Source organism: Bacillus sp. PK6-025, from assembly GCF_056530265.1.
Genome location: NZ_CP096509.1, coordinates 1,447,329 through 1,467,810, shown reverse-complemented (window position 1 = coordinate 1,467,810; position 20,482 = coordinate 1,447,329). Strand labels below are relative to the sequence as shown.

At 46.8% G+C, this 20,482-nt stretch carries 21 protein-coding genes and 3 riboswitches; of the genes, 9 read left to right on the top strand and 12 right to left on the bottom strand.

Annotated features, from left to right (window positions below; genetic code table 11):
* Window positions 1-2 precede the first annotated feature (2 nt).
* Together queC and M1D67_RS07460 are read right to left on the bottom strand one after the other, a co-directional pair.
* Entirely contained in the window at window positions 3-662 is a 660-nt protein-coding gene (gene queC, locus M1D67_RS07465) for a 7-cyano-7-deazaguanine synthase QueC (protein ID WP_035338863.1), read from the bottom strand.
* 138 nt (window positions 663-800) lie between these two features.
* Window positions 801-845, bottom strand: a riboswitch (PreQ1 riboswitch).
* A gap of 81 nt (window positions 846-926) precedes the next feature.
* Window positions 927-1,964, bottom strand: a complete 1,038-nt coding sequence (locus M1D67_RS07460) for a YkvI family membrane protein (RefSeq protein ID WP_161517300.1) — start codon at window positions 1,962-1,964, stop codon at window positions 927-929.
* A 220-nt stretch (window positions 1,965-2,184) separates the two neighbouring features.
* Between M1D67_RS07460 and clpE the strand changes: the two genes are divergently transcribed.
* The 3 genes from clpE (at window position 2,185) to motB (ending at window position 6,055) form a co-directional block, all read left to right on the top strand.
* Entirely contained in the window at window positions 2,185-4,281 is a 2,097-nt protein-coding gene (gene clpE / locus M1D67_RS07455; protein WP_479831710.1) for an ATP-dependent protease ATP-binding subunit ClpE, read from the top strand.
* A 198-nt stretch (window positions 4,282-4,479) separates the two neighbouring features.
* Window positions 4,480-5,283, top strand: coding sequence for a flagellar motor stator protein MotA (motA, locus tag M1D67_RS07450; protein WP_020451149.1), 804 nt, complete (start codon window positions 4,480-4,482; stop codon window positions 5,281-5,283).
* Window positions 5,276-6,055: a flagellar motor protein MotB gene (motB, locus tag M1D67_RS07445; protein ID WP_020451148.1), complete on the top strand. Its 780-nt coding sequence runs from the start codon at window positions 5,276-5,278 to the stop codon at window positions 6,053-6,055. The genes motA and motB overlap by 8 nt, the downstream gene beginning before the upstream one ends.
* Before the next feature lie 23 nt (window positions 6,056-6,078).
* On the opposite strand, the gene mhqR is transcribed toward motB, so the two are convergent.
* A complete protein-coding gene (gene mhqR / locus M1D67_RS07440; RefSeq protein ID WP_020451147.1) occupies window positions 6,079-6,534 on the bottom strand; it encodes a MarR family transcriptional regulator MhqR in 456 nt (151 codons plus the stop codon).
* 237 nt (window positions 6,535-6,771) lie between these two features.
* Here mhqR and M1D67_RS07435 point away from each other — a divergent pair, with 237 nt between their 5' ends.
* Complete coding sequence (locus M1D67_RS07435) at window positions 6,772-8,283, top strand: PAS domain-containing sensor histidine kinase (RefSeq protein WP_020451146.1); 1,512 nt, start codon at window positions 6,772-6,774, stop codon at window positions 8,281-8,283.
* Window positions 8,284-8,341: 58 nt separating this feature from the next.
* Here the strand turns inward: M1D67_RS07435 and M1D67_RS07430 are convergent, their stop codons facing one another.
* On the bottom strand, window positions 8,342-8,584 hold the full coding sequence (locus M1D67_RS07430) for an aspartyl-phosphate phosphatase Spo0E family protein (protein ID WP_101560798.1): 243 nt from the start codon (window positions 8,582-8,584) through the stop codon (window positions 8,342-8,344).
* A gap of 378 nt (window positions 8,585-8,962) precedes the next feature.
* Here M1D67_RS07430 and M1D67_RS07425 point away from each other — a divergent pair, with 378 nt between their 5' ends.
* Window positions 8,963-9,121: a YkvA family protein gene (locus M1D67_RS07425; RefSeq protein ID WP_479831840.1), complete on the top strand. Its 159-nt coding sequence runs from the start codon at window positions 8,963-8,965 to the stop codon at window positions 9,119-9,121.
* The gene (gene fosB / locus M1D67_RS07420; RefSeq protein ID WP_144498089.1) at window positions 9,108-9,572 is read left to right on the top strand and encodes a metallothiol transferase FosB; all 465 of its coding nucleotides are present in this window, start codon (window positions 9,108-9,110) and stop codon (window positions 9,570-9,572) included. Before M1D67_RS07425 ends, fosB begins: the two co-directional genes overlap by 14 nt.
* 27 nt (window positions 9,573-9,599) lie before the next feature.
* Here fosB and M1D67_RS07415 read toward each other — a convergent pair whose 3' ends face one another.
* From M1D67_RS07415 to M1D67_RS07395, 5 genes are all read right to left on the bottom strand, one after another.
* Entirely contained in the window at window positions 9,600-10,136 is a 537-nt protein-coding gene (locus M1D67_RS07415; protein WP_020451142.1) for a 1,2-dihydroxy-3-keto-5-methylthiopentene dioxygenase, read from the bottom strand.
* A gap of 15 nt (window positions 10,137-10,151) precedes the next feature.
* Complete coding sequence (locus M1D67_RS07410) at window positions 10,152-10,778, bottom strand: methylthioribulose 1-phosphate dehydratase (RefSeq protein ID WP_023857315.1); 627 nt, start codon at window positions 10,776-10,778, stop codon at window positions 10,152-10,154.
* Complete coding sequence (gene mtnX / locus M1D67_RS07405; RefSeq protein WP_065643311.1) at window positions 10,739-11,437, bottom strand: 2-hydroxy-3-keto-5-methylthiopentenyl-1-phosphate phosphatase; 699 nt, start codon at window positions 11,435-11,437, stop codon at window positions 10,739-10,741. Before mtnX ends, M1D67_RS07410 begins: the two co-directional genes overlap by 40 nt.
* Window positions 11,434-12,651, bottom strand: coding sequence for a 2,3-diketo-5-methylthiopentyl-1-phosphate enolase (mtnW, locus tag M1D67_RS07400; RefSeq protein ID WP_429716877.1), 1,218 nt, complete (start codon window positions 12,649-12,651; stop codon window positions 11,434-11,436). Before mtnW ends, mtnX begins: the two co-directional genes overlap by 4 nt.
* Before the next feature lie 83 nt (window positions 12,652-12,734).
* Window positions 12,735-12,834: riboswitch (SAM riboswitch) on the bottom strand.
* A gap of 49 nt (window positions 12,835-12,883) precedes the next feature.
* Entirely contained in the window at window positions 12,884-14,074 is a 1,191-nt protein-coding gene (locus M1D67_RS07395; protein WP_212110484.1) for a pyridoxal phosphate-dependent aminotransferase, read from the bottom strand.
* A gap of 95 nt (window positions 14,075-14,169) precedes the next feature.
* Between M1D67_RS07395 and M1D67_RS07390 the strand changes: the two genes are divergently transcribed.
* The 3 genes from M1D67_RS07390 (at window position 14,170) to mtnA (ending at window position 17,522) form a co-directional block, all read left to right on the top strand.
* Window positions 14,170-14,949, top strand: coding sequence for a carbon-nitrogen family hydrolase (locus M1D67_RS07390; RefSeq protein ID WP_020451137.1), 780 nt, complete (start codon window positions 14,170-14,172; stop codon window positions 14,947-14,949).
* Between the two features lie 83 nt (window positions 14,950-15,032).
* Window positions 15,033-15,176, top strand: a riboswitch (SAM riboswitch).
* Between the two features lie 82 nt (window positions 15,177-15,258).
* The gene (gene mtnK, locus M1D67_RS07385) at window positions 15,259-16,455 is read left to right on the top strand and encodes an S-methyl-5-thioribose kinase (RefSeq protein ID WP_020451136.1); all 1,197 of its coding nucleotides are present in this window, start codon (window positions 15,259-15,261) and stop codon (window positions 16,453-16,455) included.
* Window positions 16,456-16,460: 5 nt separating this feature from the next.
* Window positions 16,461-17,522 carry an S-methyl-5-thioribose-1-phosphate isomerase gene (mtnA, locus tag M1D67_RS07380; protein WP_458117917.1) on the top strand — a complete coding sequence of 354 codons (1,062 nt, stop codon included), beginning with the start codon at window positions 16,461-16,463 and terminating at the stop codon, window positions 17,520-17,522.
* Between the two features lie 6 nt (window positions 17,523-17,528).
* Here the strand turns inward: mtnA and M1D67_RS07375 are convergent, their stop codons facing one another.
* The 3 genes from M1D67_RS07375 to M1D67_RS07365 form a co-directional block, all read right to left on the bottom strand.
* A complete protein-coding gene (locus M1D67_RS07375; protein ID WP_023857319.1) occupies window positions 17,529-17,642 on the bottom strand; it encodes a hypothetical protein in 114 nt (37 codons plus the stop codon).
* Window positions 17,643-17,733: 91 nt separating this feature from the next.
* Window positions 17,734-18,231 carry a methylated-DNA--[protein]-cysteine S-methyltransferase gene (locus tag M1D67_RS07370; protein WP_020451134.1) on the bottom strand — a complete coding sequence of 166 codons (498 nt, stop codon included), beginning with the start codon at window positions 18,229-18,231 and terminating at the stop codon, window positions 17,734-17,736.
* A gap of 7 nt (window positions 18,232-18,238) precedes the next feature.
* Entirely contained in the window at window positions 18,239-20,449 is a 2,211-nt protein-coding gene (locus M1D67_RS07365) for a PAS domain-containing sensor histidine kinase (protein ID WP_020451133.1), read from the bottom strand.
* Window positions 20,450-20,482: the final 33 nt, after the last annotated feature.

Sequence of the window (20,482 nt, the reverse complement as noted above, 5' to 3'; positions counted from 1 at the left end):
TGTTAAGCTCGCTCCTTTTTCATTTTCATATATTCATTGTAGCCATTCGCCCGAAGTTTGCAGGCCGGGCATTCGCCGCAGCCGTCGGCAATGATTCCGTTGTAGCACGTCAGCGTCTCGTTTTTCACGAAATCAAGCGCATCAAGCGCATCGGCGAGCTCCCACGTTTCCGCCTTGTTCAGCCACATCAGCGGCGTGTGGATGACAAACGGGCGCTCCATCGCCAAGTTGACAGTGACATTGCAGGATTTGACGAACTCATCCCGGCAATCCGGATAGCCGCTGAAATCCGTCTCGCATACACCTGTTATGATGTGCCGCGCGCCGACCTGGTAGGCGAGGATCGAAGCGAACGATAAAAACACGAGGTTGCGTCCCGGAACAAAAGTGGACGGAAGTTCGCCTTCTTTCGCCTCAATCTCGATATCATCCCTTGTCAAAGCATTCGGCGCGAGCTGATTTAACAGTTCCATATCAAGAAGGTGATGCTTGACGCCAAGCTTTTCAGCGATCTTTTTCGCGACTTCGATTTCCTCTCGGTGCCGCTGATTATATTGGAAGGTGACCGCTTCCACCTCCTGAAATTGCCGAAGCGCCCACAAAAGGCAAGTCGTACTGTCCTGACCGCCGCTGAATACGACGATCGCTTTTTCCTGTTTCATAATTCCTCCTTCTCCGCTTTCCGTCAGTATTTCATAAAAGAAGAGATTCACTGATATCTAAACGAAAAAACACCTTTCTCTGTGAGAAAAGTGTTCTAGCAAAAAAACAATAAAAAAGGCCATACCCCAAGGATACAGCTTTCCTTAGTTTTTTATAGAGGGTTTTGCTAGAACCTCTCCCGCAGTTTCAAGCGGATTTTGTTTCAATTTTCCTTCGCCATCTTATCACAAATCGCATGTTTCGCCAAGTGCAATGCCTGCCATTCAACGCTCAGGCACCCTTTTGACGATCAAAAAGAATATAAAGACGAGGCTCAGCTGGCCGAACAAAGGATAAATGGTCGATATCAGTTTTCCGTAGCCGATTTGTCCCGTCAAGTAGATTGTCAGCAGGATGAACATAAATACATACAGGCTTTTCATATGAAGATATTCATTAATCTGCTTTTCAAGACCATATAAATTGCCGATGACCGATGTGAAGACTTCCCCGAAAATGATAAACAGATAGATGATATGGACAGAATGTTGGACAATGAATACAACCTGTGCCATCGGAACTTCGTATAACAGGACATCAGGCAATGTTGAAAGAGACAGAAAGCTCGCGATCAACACAAGGGTAAGCAGACACCCTCCGATTAATGCTCCTTTTATAATGAGCTGTTCAGATTTCAGTTCAGAAGCGATCGGCACGAGAACCGCCTGTGCGAGCGACAAATTAAAAGCGCCGTACGAAACAGCGGATAAAATCCAATCGGGTTTTGCCGCCGAGAATGCCGCCAAATTGTGGATCTCCGGCCCTCTGAAAATAAACGAATCGAACAGGACGATGACTGTGAACAGAAGCAGCAGCGGAACGACAATGACATTGACGCCGAATATCCCTTTAACGCCCTTCATCATGACAAACAGACTCAAGGCAATCGTCGCAATCATCCCCGCTTGGTTTGAAAAGCCGAGCTGTTCCTCAAATATCGCCCCCGCTCCAGACAGCATGACAGACGTCACGCCGAGCAAAATCACGAGCATGAAGACATTGACAAATTTCCCGAGCGTATGGCCGAATAAATATTGATTCAGCTCCTGATAAGATTTGGCATTGATTCTGACCGCAATCAGCATCATTTTTGCGCCGAGAAATGTAAACATCAGTCCGCTGATCAAAATTCCGGCTAACCCCGGCCAGCCGAATCTTAAAAAAAACTCGACGATTTCTCTTCCAGTTGCAAATCCGGCTCCGACGACCGTTCCTACATAAACAAATGCCAGCTGAAAGGCTGATCCATGTGATTGACTCATACGACTCCTCCGTAAACGAATTCCCTTTCTACACCATATGAGCCATGTCCTTTAAAAAGAAGGACAACTTCTCATTCAGGAACAAAAAGGAAAAAGCATAGAACTTGAAAGTCAAAGAAGGTCAATGTATACTAATAGTCAGAAATGGTCAAACTACAGACCATTTTTTCAAAGTCAATTGGTCAAAAAAGGTCAAATTCAATAAAGGGGGTTTTGGCAAATGCGTTGTCAACATTGTCAAAAAAATGAGGCGACGATTCGCCTGAACATGCAAATCAACTTTACAAAAAAGCAAATGGATTTATGTGAAGACTGCTATAAAGAGCTGACTCAGCCTTCTATGTTTTCAGGAAATCATTTTTTTGGCGGAGGAGGTTCTTTCTTCAGCCAGCCATCACAAGCGCAGACGCAAACCGCTGCCAAAAAAGGCTTGCTCGATGAACTTGCCGGCAACTTAACGAATGCCGCAAAGACAGGCTTGCTCGATCCGGTGATCGGCCGCGATGATGAAGTGGCCCGTGTAATCGAGATCTTAAACCGCAGAAATAAAAACAACCCTGTCTTAATCGGTGAACCGGGCGTTGGTAAAACAGCCGTTGCTGAAGGACTTGCTCTCAAAATCGCCGAAGGCGATGTTCCAAATAAATTGAAAAACAAAGAACTCTACCTGCTTGATGTCGCTTCCCTCGTAGCAAACACCGGCATCAGAGGACAATTTGAAGAAAGAATGAAACAGCTGATGAAAGAGCTGAAAGAACGCAAAAACGCGGTCTTGTTTATTGACGAAATTCACCTTCTTGTCGGAGCAGGCTCTGCCGAAGGCTCCATGGACGCCGGCAACATTTTAAAACCTGCGCTTGCCAGAGGCGAACTGCAAGTCATCGGCGCGACGACGTTGAAAGAATATCGCCAAATCGAAAAAGATGCAGCATTAGAGCGGCGCTTCCAGCCGATCATGGTACATGAACCGACAATTGAGCAGACCGCGGCGATTTTAAACGGGCTGAAAGAAAAATACGAAGCGTATCATGATGTAACTTACACGGATGAAGCGATCAAAGCCTGCGTCGTTCTGTCTAGCCGCTATATTCAGGACCGTCATCTTCCCGATAAGGCGATCGACCTTTTGGATGAAGCCGGTTCAAAAGCGAACTTGAAAATCGACACGGTCAGCGGTGAACAAGCTTCCCAACGCCTGAAAGAAATCGAAGCGGAAAAAGCTAAAGCGCTGCAGGAAGAAAACTATGAGCTTGCAGCAAAGCTCCGCGATGAAGAAGAAGCACTGCACAAAAAAATGGAAAACCATGCGGAAGAAAAACGGGCAACCGTTAAAGCGGAAGACATTCAAGCGATCATCGAACAAAAAACCGGCATTCCGGTCGGCAAGCTTCAGCACGACGATCAGAAGAAAATGAAAGAGCTTGAAGCAAACCTTTCAAGCCGCGTGATCGGTCAAAAAGAAGCGGTAAAAAAAGTGGCAAAAGCCGTCAAAAGAAGCCGCGCCGGCCTGAAATCAAAAAACAGGCCAGTCGGTTCATTCCTGTTCGTCGGCCCGACAGGTGTCGGTAAAACAGAACTTTCTAAAAGGCTTGCGGAAGAACTGTTCGGCACGAAGGATGCCGTCATCCGCCTCGATATGAGCGAATACATGGAAAAACACGCCGTATCGAAGCTGATCGGTTCACCTCCTGGATATGTCGGCCACGAAGAAGCCGGACAGCTCACCGAAAAAGTCCGGAGGAACCCGTACAGCATCGTTTTGCTTGATGAAATCGAAAAAGCCCATCCCGATGTTCAGCACATGTTCCTGCAAATCATGGAAGACGGACGTCTGACAGACAGCCAGGGACGGACGGTCAGCTTTAAAGATACCGTCATCATTATGACAAGCAATGCCGGAGTATCTGAAAAGCGGACAACTGTCGGTTTTAACCGGGAAGAACAAGTAATGGGCGAACAATCAATGATCGATTCCCTAAGCAGCTACTTTAAGCCGGAATTCCTGAACAGATTTGACAGCATCATCGAGTTCCAGCCGCTCGAAAAAGAAGATCTGGTCAAGATCGTCACTCTCTTGCTGGAAGAGCTTGAAGAAACGTTAAAAGAGCAAAACATGACGCTTGAAGTTTCAGATGAAGCAAAAGAAAAAATTGCTGAAATCGGATACCATCCGGCCTTCGGCGCCCGCCCATTAAGACGAACCATTCAAACAGCAGTCGAAGATCAAATGACCGATCTGCTGCTTGAAGAAGAACACATCAACGGTTTTTCGGTTATCGTTGAAAACGATGAAATCTTGGTGAAACCAACCGCATAACACACATAACGGCCTCCGATTGCGGAGGCCGCTTTACATACAACGTAAGGATCACAAAAATTCTATTTTTTAACATTAAATAACCCTAAAGTCCCTTTTCACCATGATTTTGAAACAATTTAAGAAACACCCTAAAGTTCCTATCACGCAACACCGATATTAACGATAGAAAAGTTAGTTAAAGGAATTGGTGAAAAAATGGACAAAACATCGTTAATTGGAATCATCTTAGCTATCATCGGAGTAGGTGTCGGCATGGTCATGAAAGGTGTCAGCCCTTCCGTTCTCGTCAATCCCGCGGCATGGCTGATCATCCTTGTCGGTACAATCGCAGCAGTTGTGATCGCTTTTCCAATCCGCGAGATCAAAAAGGTTCCCAAACTCTTCGGCATCTTGTTCAAAGAGAAGAAGATGATCGAAATCAACGAATTGATCCCGATGTTTTCCGAGTGGGCGCAAATCGCAAGACGTGAAGGACTTCTCGCTTTGGAAGCAAATTTGAATGAGATCGATGATGAATTTTTGAAAAACGGCATGAGCATGGCAGTAGACGGCCAAAGTGCCGAATTTATCAGGGACGTTTTAACTGAAGAAGTTGAAGCAATGGAAGAAAGACATCAAGTCGGAGCGGGCATTTTTACCCAGGCGGGCACATACGCACCGACACTCGGCGTTTTGGGCGCTGTTGTCGGACTGATCGCCGCGCTTGCGGATATGAGCGACACTGAAGCGCTTGGACATGCGATCAGCGCCGCTTTTGTCGCGACCCTTCTCGGGATCTTCACCGGATATGTACTATGGCATCCTTTTGCCAATAAATTAAAGCGGAAATCCAAACAGGAAGTCAAAGTCCGCGAAGTCATGATTGAAGGCATCCTTTCGATCTTGGAAGGCCAGGCGCCAAAAGTCATTGAACAAAAGCTTTTGATGTATGTCTCTCCAAGCGAACGCTCCAGCATCGTCATCCCAGAAGGAGACAAAGGAGACAGCAGCAATGGCTAGAAAAAAGAAGCACAAAAAAGACCATGAAGAACACGTGGATGAGTCTTGGCTCATCCCATATGCCGACCTGCTGACACTGCTTTTGGCCTTGTTCATCGTACTGTTTGCCATGAGCTCGATCGACGCCAAGAAGTTCGATATGCTGTCTAAATCATTCAATGCCGTATTTACCGGCGGAACAGGAATGATGGATTATTCCAGCTTCACCGAGCCGAAAACGAGCACAACCGAAGATGGAAAAAGCCCTGACCAAGCAAAAGATCTTTCTCAAGATCAAAAAGAAAAAGACAAGCAGTCGCTGAAAAAAATTCAGGAGCAGGTCAACCGGTTTATTAAAGAGAAAAGTCTTGAAAAACAGGTCAATACGAAGCTGACAGACGAAGGCCTCCTCCTTTCCATCGAGGATAATATCTTTTTTGATTCCGGAAAAGCGGAGATCCGCCAGCAGGACATTCCGCTGGCCAAGGAAGTATCCGACCTTCTCGTCTTGAATCCGCCCCGCAATATCGTAATCAGCGGACATACGGACAATGTGCCGATTCGAAATTCTCAATTTAAATCAAATTGGCATTTAAGCGTGATGCGGGCAGTCAATTTCATGGGGCTTTTAATCGAAAATCCCAAGCTTGACGCCAAGATATTCAGCGCGAAAGGCTACGGAGAATTTAAACCGATCGCTTCAAATGACACCGAAGAAGGAAGAAGGAAAAACAGACGCGTTGAAATCCTCATCCTGCCGATCGGCCAGGAAAACTTGAATAAAAAAGAATAGGAAGCTGCCTTTTGGCAGCTTCCTTATTCTTTGCCCTTATAAATATTTCTTGCGTTCAGTCCGACTTTTTTCAGCATTTCGATGCAGGCTTCTTTCTCCTCATCGCTTAACACGCTGATCATGTGGTGAAGCTCTTCTGCATGACCCGGAAAAATCTTCTCCAGGAGCTTGGTGCCTTTATCTGTAATTTGCGCATAGGTCACCCTGCGGTCGGTCGCACAGGCTCTTCTCGCGATCAGCTCCTTTTGCTCAAGCTTGTCAACCACATATGTAATACTCCCGCTCGCCAGTAGAATCTTATCCCCTATTTGTTGAAGGGGCTGATCCCCTTTATGATAGAGGAGTTCTAAAACGGCAAACTCGGTTGGATTCAGACCATGATGATGAATATGTTTATTCATATGATCATTAATGGATCTGTACGCTCGAGATAATACAATAAATAATTTCAAGGACTGTTCCTGTTCTCTATTACTCATATCTCTCATCTCCAAAGAAACAACTACAGGAAAACATTAATAAACTATGAGGAAAATGTCAACTGTTAACATTCAAACCATGTTATGATGAGTAGGAATCGAACATCAAATAGATATATCCGGAAATTCCCCGGTATTGTGTCCTATTTTCACGGTATTGGTTATCTTTTCTATAAATCGGCTCTCACTAGTGATATAATACCCCTATTCCTGTATCGATTGGGAGAGAGTAAAAATATGCGCAATTTGAAAAATCTATGGAAGAAAGTCAGGCTTTATTTGATCTTGGTAATGATCCCCGCCTTCATTATAAGCTTTTTTGTATACGAACAAGAACGAGAAAATATCACTGAAAAGCACCGTCAGACTGCGACTCTCATGCTCAATATTCACCGCAACCAAATCAACTACCTGATCGGCGAAACAGAAGCAAGGCTCAGCTCCCTTGCCACGGCCCTCAACCACCCTGTTAATGAGCAGCATATCAAACGAATCCTGACGGAAACGTATAAAAAAGAACCGCGTTTTTCGGCTTTATACCTTTTAAATAAAGACGGCGATGTCATGGTGAGCACGTCTCCCGTCAAAGAAAAAAAGAAGGTTTCATACAAGAACATTCTGCAAAAAGCGGAAAAATCAAAGAAATCCGTGATCACAGACGATATACATACAGTGTCGGACAGGCTGGAGCTGAATATTTTTACTCCTGTCTATGACAGCGAAGGCAGAACGACAAATTTTCTGCTGGCTTCGATCCGCGTCGATTATCTGAAAAATATCATGAACGTCCTGAGCCCTGAGCTTTATATCAAAATTCTCAACCAGAAGAATCAGATTGTCTTTACAGCAGGCCATTCTCCTCCTGAGAAGCCGGACGGCGGCACCGTCGATGCTTTTTTGGATCAGATCGACTGGAAGCTTGAAGTTTATCCGGAACCGGTCCAGCTTGATGAAATCGTTCACAGTCTTCTGCTGTCATTTTTAAGTATTTTCATTCTGCTGAATATTATGTTCCTCATGCTCCAGTATGTGCTGCTGAAGCGGCGGACCAAGCAGGAGCGCGCCCAAAATGAAGCCCAGAAGCTCGAATTAATCGGCACCCTGGCAGCGAGCACCGCTCATGAAATCAGAAACCCGCTGACAGGTATCAGCGGCTTTATCCAGCTCCTGCAAAAAAAATATCAATCAAAAGAAGATCAAATGTATTTCTCAATCATCGACCAGGAAATCCGGAGGATCAACCAGATTGTCAGCGAGTTTCTCGTGCTCGGAAAGCCGACGGCAGAGCAGTGGCAGCTTAACGCCATGAATGAAATGATTGACGAAATCATGCCGATTATTCATTCTGAGGCAAATTTATATAATGTGGAAGTGGAATTTCAAGACTGTGGAGAAGACCCGGCTTATGTGTATTGTAAAAAAGATCATATTAAGCAGGTTGTCTTGAACGTCGCCAAAAATGCTCTTGAATCGATGAAAAACGGCGGAAAGCTGCTCATTCAAATCGAACATCATCAAGAGAAGGCGCAAATTATTGTGAAGGATATCGGAGAAGGCATTCCAAAAGAAATGATGGAGAGTATTTTCCAGCCTTTTGTCACGTCAAAGGAAAAGGGAACCGGACTCGGCCTTGTCGTGTGCAAGCGCATCATTTCCATGTACGGGGGAACCATTCAGATCGAAAGCGAACAGCATAAAGGAACGACTGTAACGATTACGCTGCCGACTTCAAAGGAACAGGTTGACTGAGGCTTCCCCGTTCCTGCAAAGAGCCTGCCTTTCACGGCAGCTCTTTTTCGTTCAGTCACTATGCCGTATATTTTTCAACGGTCAGACAGTCGATGCAGCCTAAAAAATCCTGCAGCAGATGGTCCGGCGCATTTTCATTCATAGACAGTTTTTGATATTCATAAATTAATTGATCCAGCTCCTGGCTCCGCCTGATCGTTTCATCCCCTGTAAATCCATAGATTTCAGCGGCTTCAACCATCATTTGCCGCTTCTTGCTGATGGAAACGAGCAATGCTTCTTTTTCAACATAATTTTGCATACGCTTCACCCCTTACCGACATATCGTTTCTTAGAACCATCCAGATTTTGCGTACTTGAGCATTATTACAGATTATACTTATTTTGTAAACCTATTTCTCAAAAAATTATTTTGAAATCGAGTATAATAGAATTGTGGAATTAAAGGTGTAATACCCATCGATGAAATACGGCAAACACCTTTAAAAGAGTTCATGAGGATAGAAGGAGGTCTAAATGATGAAAAAACCAGTGTCAAGGCTCCGAACCATCTTTTCCGTGAAAGAAGCGTATTCAGGCCTCTTATTGTTTTTCAAGGCATTTAGAGCCTGGAGAAAGGGAGACTTCCCCTTATTCCCGAAAAAAAACGATTTTACTGGCCGCGCTGGCATTGATTTATGTGCTGTCTCCGATCGATTTGATTCCCGATGTTCTCGCAGGTATCGGCTGGCTTGATGACGCGGCTGTGCTCGCTTTTCTATTCAGGCAAATCACCAAAGAACTGGACGGATTTGAAATACATCTAACGGAAGGAATAAACGGCAATGGCAAACAATAATATTCTCGGTATCAATCATCTCTTGTTTTCAGTCTCTGACCTGTCCGTCTCTATTTCATTCTATGAAAAGGTGTTTGATGCCAAGTGGCTCGTAAAGGCCGAGAAAACCGCTTATTTTGACCTGAACGGCATCTGGCTCGCATTAAACGAAGAGAAAGGCATTAAAAGACAGGAAATCCATGACTCTTACACCCATATCGCCTTTTCGATTCAACAGGAAGATTTGCCGTTCTGGGAAAAGAAATTACGCGATTTAGGTGTAAACGTGCTAAAGGGCAGAAAACGGCATGAAGGCGACAAAGATTCAATTTATTTCTCAGATCCGGACGGCCATAAGTTCGAGCTTCACACCGGCTCTGTATTTGACCGTCTTCAATACTATCAAAATGAAAAACAGCATCTCTCCTTTCATGAAGGCCACATCAAGGCCCTTTATGACAGAAACAAATAAAAAAGCGTCCACGCGGACGCTTTTTCATTATCGGCTCACACTCTCTTTCTCATAAATCGGCACCCAGCCCTCTGTCGTCACAAAGATTCTGACAGCCACGACTTTTCGGTCTTCCTGAAGCGTGAAATAATGGCGGGTGTTTTCAGGAACGGAGATCAAATCTCCCGGATTTAAGAGGACATCAAAAAATGTGCCGTCTTTTCCTTCTATCGCAAAGATACCGTGGCCGCTGACGATAAATCTGACTTCATCGTCTGTATGATGATGTTCCTGTTTGAAATTTTTCAAGAGCTCATCGAGTTTCGGATTTTGGTCGGAAAGCGAGATGACATCGCTCGCTTTATAGCCGCGGCGTTCTGAAATGTCTTTGATTTCAGCGGCAAAGACGTCTAAAATCTCCTGTTTCTCTTCATCGGTCAAATCGTATTTTTCTTTTAAGCCGGCCGGCAGCTTTGTGATATCCCATTTTTCATAAATGACCTCCTGCCCCTTTAGAAATTGTTCTACTTCTTCCTGCTTTTCAATGGTCGTGTTTTGTTCATCATGGATTCGAATTGTCGCCATGCTTTCTCCCCCTTTTTAATTAACGTGGTAAGCCTGCAAAGCTTTCAGTTTTAAATGCCAGCTGAACAGGAATTCATACGCTTCAAGCATCCGCTTTGTCTCAAATGCCGTTTTTCCCCAGACGGTAATGCCGTGGCTGCGAATCAGCACTGCCCCTGAATCGCCTGAAAGGTGTCCGGCAAAATCCGCCGCCAAATCCGGAATATGAGCGCTGTTTTCGATAATCGGGATCGCAACCTCCGCATTTTCCTCCCAAAGACCGAGCGCCTTTATGATTTCCTGGCCTCTGAATGTCGCTTGCTTTTCTTTTGCGTAAAGCTCTGAGATGACATTGTTGTCAATCGTATGGACGTGAAGACAGCAGCCCGCGTTTGTATTTTGATAGACACGGGTGTGCAGCAGCGTCTCCGCCGACGGTTTCAGCGTATGTCCGGTCTCCGCCGGTCTCCCCTCTTCGTCCGCCAGCAGAAAATCCTCCGCGGATGCTTTTCGCTTATCTTTTCCGCTTGCTGTGATGAGAAATCGCAGCGGGTCTTCTGATACTTTGATTGACAGATTGCCGCTTGTCGCAGGGAACCAATCCCTTTCCGCAAGCTCTTTTTTTACCTCGGCAAGTTCGTGCCATTTTTGCTCAGGGTCCATTCTTTCACCTCCGCGGTCTCTTCAAGTATTCGCTTTACATCACGGAAATCGCCGAATCCCGCATGCTTCAGGCCGAGCCCCTCACATTCCCGCAGCAAATAATCGCGCGCGATGCACAAGTCGGAACATTTGGCAGCTTCAACATCTGTAACAGAGTCCCCGATCATGACAACAAAATCGTCCCGGCCTTTCAGCCGGCGGATGATAGAAGGCTTGCAGCAGCCGCATTCATTTCCGCAGCTGCCGTCACACGGATACGGCCAGCGGATCTCGATATTGCGTCCTGAAAAGCCGGCCTCATTGCAGTAAATGCGTTCCTTTTCGACAATGCCTTCAAGCAGAGGATAGACGAAAAAGTCCATCCCTCCGCTCACGACGTAAAACGGAAGACCCTGCTCATCCAGGAAAGAGACAAACTCTGTAAACCCGGGGCGGATCTCGGCTTGTTTCATTACATATTCCATAATGTCTTCTTTCAGGCTTGACGGCAGCAATTGAAACATTCTGCCGACCCCGTCCTTAATCGATATGTCCCTGGACAGAACCCCGTCTTTTAAAGCGAGCCACTCTTCTGGAGCAAATTGTTTCATAATGCTGATGATGTTGTCGTTCGTTGTAATGGTTCCGTCAAAATCGCAAATGATAAGCGGCTGCCTCATACGGAAACCTCAACCCTTCCCCATTTTTCAAGGGCGAGCTTTAAATCGGGAGAACGCTTTGCTTTTTCTTCGACTGGCTCCGCTTCCAGGACGGCATCAATGATCGCCCGAAACGCCCTTCCTCCGCCTGCCGCTCCGTTTGGATGACCGTGAATCCCCCCGCCTGCGTTGATGATATGGTCAATGCCGAAGTCTTTCATCAAGAGCGGCACCATGCCGGGGTGAATACCGGCCGACGGGACGGCGAATGTCGGTTTAAAAACGTCTTCCTTCGTGCATTCATCATATATGGCAAGCGCATCCCGCTTCGGCAGAGCAACGCTTCCGTACGGTGAAGGGAACAGGCTGAAATCAGCACCCGCATACCGGTTGAGCTTGCCGAGCAAGAGCGAATGGGAAAAACCGTAATGCGGCGACGAAGTGAGTGCGCCGCTTACTGCCGGGTGCGCCATGATCGGCAGCGGGATGTCGTCGTCTTCCGCAAGGCTTTGCAAAACATCGAGCCCGTAGGCAAACACATTCAGCAGCAACACATCGGCTCCGAGCTCGGCTGCTTTTCTCGCCTTCGATTTCAGCTCCATTGTCCTGCCCGTCAGGTTGACGGCATACAGCGTTTTGCGCCCTGTTTCTTCAAAAGCTGCCTCAAGCACTTTTTTTCCTTCCGTGATTCGTTTTTCAAAGGGGGCACTGCCTGTTTCGAATAAGATTTCATCGTCCTTGATCAAATCCACTCCGCCGAGCGCCTGCTGTCTGAGCTGTTCCTTCAAGTCTTCCATATCGCGGCCGATGACGCCTTTAAAAATGCTCATCAACAGAGGCCTTTCAAATTCGCCGATTTTTTTCCGGATCCCGTATACGCCGAATTTCGGGCCCGGCAATGATCGTTTAAAAGACTGCGAAAACTCCAAATCCGCCAATTTGATTTTTCCGTCGAGAGACAGCTTTCCAAAAACGGTCGTCAGCACAGCGGGAACGTCGCTTGTAAAATTGGCTTCCGGATAAGCGATGGTGACCGTTGCCTGTTTTTCCCCCAGCGCGCTTTCTGTTTCTTCGACCTTGACGACGCGTCCTTTATGCTTTTTCAGCTGTTCCTGCTTTAAGAGCGGCAGATCTGTCCACGACCCGACCGTCAGTCCGATCGCGATTTGCTCGGCCCGCTTTTCTGCGTCACATCCTTGATCTGTCAAAACATATGTTGCCAAAAGTTCACTCATTCTGTAGCTCCTTCCTGCTTCATGCATATAAAAAACCTCTTTTGCTGCTTTAGCTAAAAGAGGTTTCGCATTTCAGGTTCGAATCCTTATCTCTCAGCGTCAGCTGCAAGAATTAGCACCGTGCTTAAAAAGTCGGTTGCCGGGCTTCATCGGGCTTGTCCCTCTGCCTGCTCTTGATAAGAATATTGATTTTATAAATTATTTTGAATTATCCCATCGTTTTTCCCGGTTGTCAATGACTGTGGCCGGTCTTTTTGAATATATTCAGCTTGGCAATGCGCGAAGCCGCTTCCCGGAGCCGCTCTTCGCTTGTCAAGAGGCCGACTCTCACATAGCCTTCTCCGTATTTGCCGAAGCCGATGCCGGGCGCTGTGACGACATTCGCTTTTTCGAGAAGCAGATCGGAAAAAGCCTCAGATGTATACCCGTCAGGGACAGGCATCCAGGCGAAAAAAGAACCTTGCGGAGCATCCGCGTGCCAACCGATTTCGCGGACCGCACGAATCCATACATCCCGCCTTTTTTCGTAGCGCTCATTTTGCTCCTTGACACACGCTTGGTCTGATAGAAGCGCGGCTGCCGCGGCGTCTTGGACCGCTTTAAAAAGGCTGACATACATATGGTCCTGATAAAGGTTCAGCGCTTCGATCACAGATGCGTTGCCAACTGCAAACCCGACCCGCCATCCAGCCATATTATACGTTTTGGAAAGCGTGTAAATTTCGATTCCTGTGTCTTTTGCCCCCTCCGTTTCGAGAAAGCTGACAGGCCTCTTGCCGTCGTAGCCGATCGCACCGTAGGCAAAATCGTGGACGACGCAAATTCCGTTCGACTTGGCAAACCGGACAGTCTCTTCGAAAAAAACAGGCGTGGCTTGGGCACCGGTTGGATTGTTTGGATAATTTAAATACATGAGCTTCGCATTTTCTTTCACTTCCTTCGGAATCCGGCTGTAGTCAGGCAGAAACTGATTGCCCGCTGTAAGCGGCATCGTTTCCATGTTCGCTCTTGCCAGCTCAACGCCCGACCAGTAGTCGGGATAGCCGGGATCGGGAACGAGCACGGCATCCCCCGGATTTAACAAACATTGCGGAAGCTCGACAAGACCGGCTTTTCCGCCGAACAATACAGCGACTTCGCGTTCGGGATCGAGCTCTACGCCGTATTCCCTTCGATAGAACGCGGCTGCCGCCTCCTTGAGTGAACGGCTGCCGCGAAAGGAGGAATACTGATGGTTTTTAGGGTTGCGAACGGCTTGCGCCATTGTATCAACGATGTGATCAGGTGTCGGCTGATCGGGATTCCCCTGGCCGAGATTAATCACATCATGGCCGGCGGCGATTTTTTCATTCACCTTTTTCACCAAGGAAGCGAAAAACTGCTCAGGCAGCTGTTTCAGCACATCTGAAAGCTCAAATTTCATATGATTCACCCGCTTTTGAAAAATTCTTGAAATGATAGTCCATCATCATATATTGTTAAATGTAAAATGTAAAGAAAAAAATGAGGTGATCCAGATTGAAGCTGACAATTTCATGTCTGCAATTCGATATCGCATACGGCAATCCTTCTGAAAATTTTAAAAAAGCGGAGCAGCTGATCGAACAGGAAAGCCGGAAAGCGGATGTTCTTCTCCTTCCCGAGCTGTGGACGACGGGTTATGATTTAAAAAATCTCGGCTCCATCGCAGATGAAGAAGGCAGGCAAACGAAGAGATGGCTGCAGGAAACGGCAAAAGCAAACCGTGTCCATATCATATGCGGCTCTGTCGCCGTTAAGAAAAAAAGCGGTGTGTACAATATCATGTACATCGCAGACAAAAACGGACATTTGATCAAAGAATACAGCAAAGCTCACCTTTTCCAGCTGATGGACGAACACCTTTATTTGTCAGCGGGCTCAGGCGACGGGAGCTTCGAGCTTGAAGGGATCCCGGCTGCGGGGTTTATCTGCTACGACATCCGTTTCCCGGAATGGATCAGAAAACATACGAAGGAAGGTGCGGGCATCATCTTTGTATCGGCGGAATGGCCGCTCGCCCGCCTCGATCACTGGCAAAGCCTTTTAAAAGCCAGAGCGATTGAAAATCAGTGCTTTGTCGCAGCCTGCAACCGAGCGGGAAGTGACCCGGCAAACGAATTTGCGGGCCACAGCATCATCATTGATCCGCTCGGCCGCACCCTCGCTGAAGCAGGGAGCGGTGAAGCCGTCATCAGGACCGAAATCAACCTCGGGGACATTGAAAAAGCGCGGGGGCAAATTCCGGTTTTTGAGGACATTCGCAGAGATTTATATTAAAAAAGTGTTGACAAGAAAACTGAGATGCTGGTAACATTTTCAGCAACTGACCGAACTGAAATTTCAAAATTTTATATTGATTTCTCTTATCGAGAGTTGGGTGAAGGACTGGCCTAATGACCCCAACAGCAACCGACCGTAATACCATTGTGAAATGGGGCGCGAAATTCTGCGCCGCTAGGGCACGGTGCTAATTCCATCAGACTTTGAATTCTGAGAGATAAGAGAGGCGAACGCGACAAATCAGCCTCTTTCTCTCGATGAGAAAGAGGCTTTTTTATTGTTAACGACATTTAGGGGGAATCACACATGACCGTAACGAAAACCGCAGCATACGAAACTTTGACCGAAAGCTCCGCGGCCGCGCTGGCCGTCCGCCTCGGGCTTTTTCCAAGCAAAAGCACCCTGACATGCCGGGAGATCGGGGACGGAAACTTGAATTTGGTCTTCCGCGTGTATGACAAAGAGCAGCAAAAAGGGCTGATCATCAAACAGGCGGTGCCTTATGCGAAAGTCGTCGGCGAAAGCTGGCCGCTGTCGCTTGACAGGGCGAGAATCGAAAGCAGTGCGCTGATCCGCCAAGCCGAGCATGTCCCGCACCTTGTCCCGAACGTGTACTATTCTGACACCGAGCTTGCCGTTACCGTATTGGAAGACCTTTCTCACTTGGAAATCGCCAGAAAAGGACTGATTGACGGGAAGGATTATCCCCACCTGTCGGAAGACATCGGAGAATTCCTTGGAAAAACACATTTTTACTCGTCTGAATATGCACTTGACCCAACAGTTAAAGGGCGGCTTGTGAAGCAGTTTACGAATCCGGATCTGTGCGATATTACAGAAAGCCTTGTGTTCACAGACCCTTTCTTTGATCATGAGACAAACGATTTCGAAGAAGAGCTTCGCGATGAAGCGGAAGATCTTTGGCGCAATGAAGCATTAAAAATTGAAGCGGCAAAACTGAAACAGCGCTTTTTGTCTGCAGAGGAAACGCTGATCCACGGCGACCTTCATACAGGCAGCATTTTCGCAAGTGAAGAAGCCGAAACGAAAATCATCGACCCTGAATTTGCGTTTTTCGGCCCGATCGGGTTTGACATTGGACAGTTTATCGCCAACCTGCTGCTGCACGCGCTTTCCCGCGAAGAAAACAGGCGGGCTCCTTTATACCGCCATGTCGAGACCGTCTGGCATACGTTCAGCCGGACATTCAGCGAAGCATGGGAAAACGATGCTCTTGACGCTTGCAAAAATGAGAAAGGACGCCTTGAATCAGTTCTGAAGCAGGCGTTTGAAGACGCAGCAGGCTTTGCCGGCTGCGAAATGATCCGCCGGACGATCGGCCTTGCCCATGTGGCGGACCTTGAAACAATCGTTCCGTTTTCCCGGAGAATCAGCCAAAAAAAGCTCGCCCTTAAAATAGGCGCAGCATTCATAGAAAAACGCAGTGGTTTCCGGACGCCAAAAGACTTGATTGAAGCGTTTCGGAACGCACTTAAGGAGTGAATGACATGCCTGAACAATTTGCGGTGCCCCGCTCTGTCGAATGGGAAGAAGCATCGGTAAAAATTCTGAACCAGCAAAAGCTTCCCGAAAAGACGGAATACCTGCACCTCACAACAAAAGAAGACGTCTATGATGCGATTCAAACGCTGAAAGTGAGGGGTGCACCTGCCATCGGCATTACAGCCGCCTTCGGACTCGCCCTTTGCGCACAAAGCATCAATACATCTGAGGTTTCCGCGTTTCTGGTGGAACTCGGAAAAATCAAAGATGAACTCAATCAGGCAAGGCCGACAGCCGTCAATTTATCCTGGGCTCTCAATCGGCTGGTAATAAGTGCGGAGGACGCAAAATCGGTCAATGAAGCAAAAACAAATCTGATCCATGAAGCCATTCAGATCCAGGTTGAAGACGAAGAAACGTGCCGGCAAATCGGACAGAATGCACTGCATTTGTTCAAATCGGGTGACAGCATCATGACCATCTGCAACGCCGGCTCGATTGCGACAAGCAGGTACGGTACGGCCCTTTCCCCGTTTTATCTTGCCAAAACAAAGGACCTCGACCTTCATATTTATGCCTGTGAAACGAGGCCTGTCCTGCAAGGGGCGCGCCTGACGGCGTGGGAGCTTATGCAGGGGGGAATTGACGTGACGCTGATTACAGACAGCATGGCTGCCCATACGATGAAAGAAAAAAACATTTCAGCCGTCATTGTCGGAGCGGACAGGATCGCGAGAAACGGAGATACAGCCAATAAAATCGGAACATACGGCTTGGCAATCCTCGCCAAAGCCTTTCAAATCCCGTTTTTTATCGCCGCTCCCCTGTCAACTTTTGATGTTTCGATTTCATGTGGCGACAACATTCCGATTGAAGAACGCGATCCGGATGAAGTCAGGCTGATAAACGGAACGCAAATAGCTCCGCAAGAGGTGCCAGTGTTCAACCCTGCTTTTGATATCACGCCGCACGATTTAATCTCTGGCATCATTACGGAAAAAGGGATTATCACAGACAGGTTTGAAGAAGAAATTGAAGCGCTGTTTTCCGCTGAAGCCCTTACTTAGGCCGCTTTAGCGGATTTTAATCGATTTGATGATGTCTTTCTTCTGCTCTTCGGTCAACACGTGCAGCTTGACGAACAATTCCGCGTATCCTGCTATTTTGTTCGGGCGGTTCGTTTTCACTTATTCGTCCTCCTTTTTTACCAAGACCAACATTTTTAACTTAATAAAATTATATGTCGCTGACGAAAAAAAGAAACGGCGTGCTCGTATATTATTTTCCCTTATACGCAATATTTTCGATGTCGAGCAGCACCGCTTTTTTATCCGTTTCATTTCCGGAGTACCCCGTTAAAGAACGATTTTTGCCGATGACACGGTGGCACGGAATCAAAATCGGCAGCGCATTTCTTTTATTGGCCTGGCCGATTGCGCGAACCGCTTTCGGATTCCCGACGGCGCACGCGATATCTAAATAGCTCCGTGATTCACCGTACGGGATCAACTGCAGCGCCTCCCACACTTTTTTCTGAAACGGGGTTCCATCCTGGCGGAGAGGAAGGGTGAACGTCTTCCGCTCCCCCCTGAAATATTCTTCGAGCTGGCGCTTTGCCTCCTTCAACAATTCCGTTTCGGTCCGGCGAAGCTCCAAGCCGTCTTGCTGGAGCTGTTTTAGTTCATCTTTTTCAAATAGCAAATGCGTAATGTGGTGATTTTCCTCGACAATGTAAGCTTGTCCAAAAGGCGAGGTCATTTCAATATAAAAGCCCACGATGCGATTAAGCCTCCTCCTCATGATGCTGTCTGATCGGGAGAGTCAGATGGAATGTCGTGCCTCTCCCTTCTTCACTTTCAACTTCGATTTTTCCATTATGCTCTTCAATAATTTTATAACTGACCATGAGCCCGAGTCCAGTGCCCCGTTCTTTTGTCGTGTAAAAAGGTTCGCCGAGCCTCTTCAATTTGTCTTCTGTCATGCCGATTCCTTCGTCAGCAAGCGAGATAATGATATGGTCGTCTCCTTTCGGTTTGATCGACACATATACGTTGCCTCCGTCAGGCATCACTTCAATCGCATTTTTCAAAATGTTGATAAATACCTGTTTCAGCTGATTCGGCTCGCAATAAATCAGCGGAATGCCGCCTTCGCACTTCAGATGCATCTGAACGTTGTCAAGGTTTGCCTGTGCGTGCAGCAAATCCATTGTGTCCTGCATGATTTTGACGATATTTTTTTCTTCATACATAATCGCCTGCGGTTTTGCAAGGATGAGAAACTCCGTAATAATCGATTCAATCCTTTTGAGTTCTGATGTGATGACATTAAAGTAAAGCGCGTGATCCTCATTTTGGATGCTGCCTTTCAGCAGTTGGATAAATCCTTTTAGCGCCGTCATCGGGTTGCGGATTTCATGGGCAATTCCGGCTGCGAGTTCGCCGACGACGTGAAGGGTATCAGACTTGCGGAGCCGCTCTTCAAGCTCTTTTCGTTCTGTCACGTCTCTGAGCATCGCCAAGTTCATATTTTGAATGATATTTCTTTTAAATGAAAATTCAAGAATCCGTTTTTGGTCGCTCAGCAGGAATGGGATGTCATTGTCCATTTCTTCTAAGGAAATCGTTTTAGCGGGAGAAGCTGCGTTTTCTATATGATAGCCGGAGATGACATCAAGTAGATTGGACGTTTTCAGCTGTTCAAGAGGGGTGCTGAGAATTTTTCCGGCAAGGGGGTTCGCATCGATAATGTCGTACTGGTTGTTGAAAAGAACGATTCCGTCCATTGATCCGTTGAATACTTTTCTGAACTTCAATTCGCTTTCCCGCAATTCTTGTTCCATTCGTTTTCTGTCGCTGACATTTCTTAAAATGGTTAGGTCCTGGCTGTCGAACATGATCCGTTTTGACGTGAACTCAAGCTCTTTATATTGTCCGTTTGCCATACGAAACAGCAGTTCCGCCCGGATTTCCCCTTTTTGATCATACTGCTTTTGAATGGCATGGTACCTCTGATCGGTTTGATCAATAAAATCGGTCATCTTCTTGTTGAGAAGCTGTTCCATCGGCAGTTCGAAGATTTTGCAGGCCGACTGGTTCGCTTTGACGATGCGGCCGTCGTTATTCATCAGTATAATGGCATCCATCGCATTTTCAAAGACTTCTCTAAAGCGTTCTTCGCTTTTAAACAGCTGTTTTTCCATCGAGCGCTTCTCGGTAATATCCCTCATAATCGACATGTAAAAGCCGTTTAAAATGTTCGAGGTTATCGTAAGCTCAAACAGCCGGTCTTCTCCTGATCTGAGCCGGACAGGAAGCTCCCCTTTTGCTTTCCCTCTTCTGAAAAGAGCATTCCAGATTTTATCGAGCCGCCCCTTGTTTTCAGGGGATACGAATTGAGACAGCTTCAGTTTTGAAAGCTCTGTTTTTTCAATTTCGAAGCTCTGGCAAAACGAATGGTTCGCATCGATGAAACAGCCTTGTTTATCAAAGATGACGATTCCTTCAACCGCGCGGTGAAACAAATCTTTAAACAGCTTTTCATTAATGGTGCGCTCCCGCTCCAATATTTTTTTCGATGAAATGTCCCTCATGACGACAAAATAGCAGTCTTCACCGATTCCTTTGCTTGCAGTAAACTCGATATATTTGACAGATCCGTTGTCAAGCCTGATGGCCACTTCTTTTTTCGCATATCCCCGCTCCAAAAAGCGTTGAATGCTCTGGTTCAGTTCATCCGGCGGGACGGCGTGCAGGAAGTCGAGCGCCGACCGGTCCAGCAAATTCTTTTTTTGGCTTTGCAGAATTTTGCAGGCGGCATCATTCGCCTGGATGATGTTCATCTGTTTATCCAATATAAAAATAGCGTCCAGCGTCCCGTTAAACAGCAGCTCATACTGATACAAATCCGCTTTCAGCTTGGCGTTCTCTTTCTTCAGTCTGTTCAGCTGGTTTTGCAGATTTAAGGATTCATTCAAATCAAGAGTTTCCTCCATTTATTACACTCCTTCTTGAAAACCTGTCCTCCA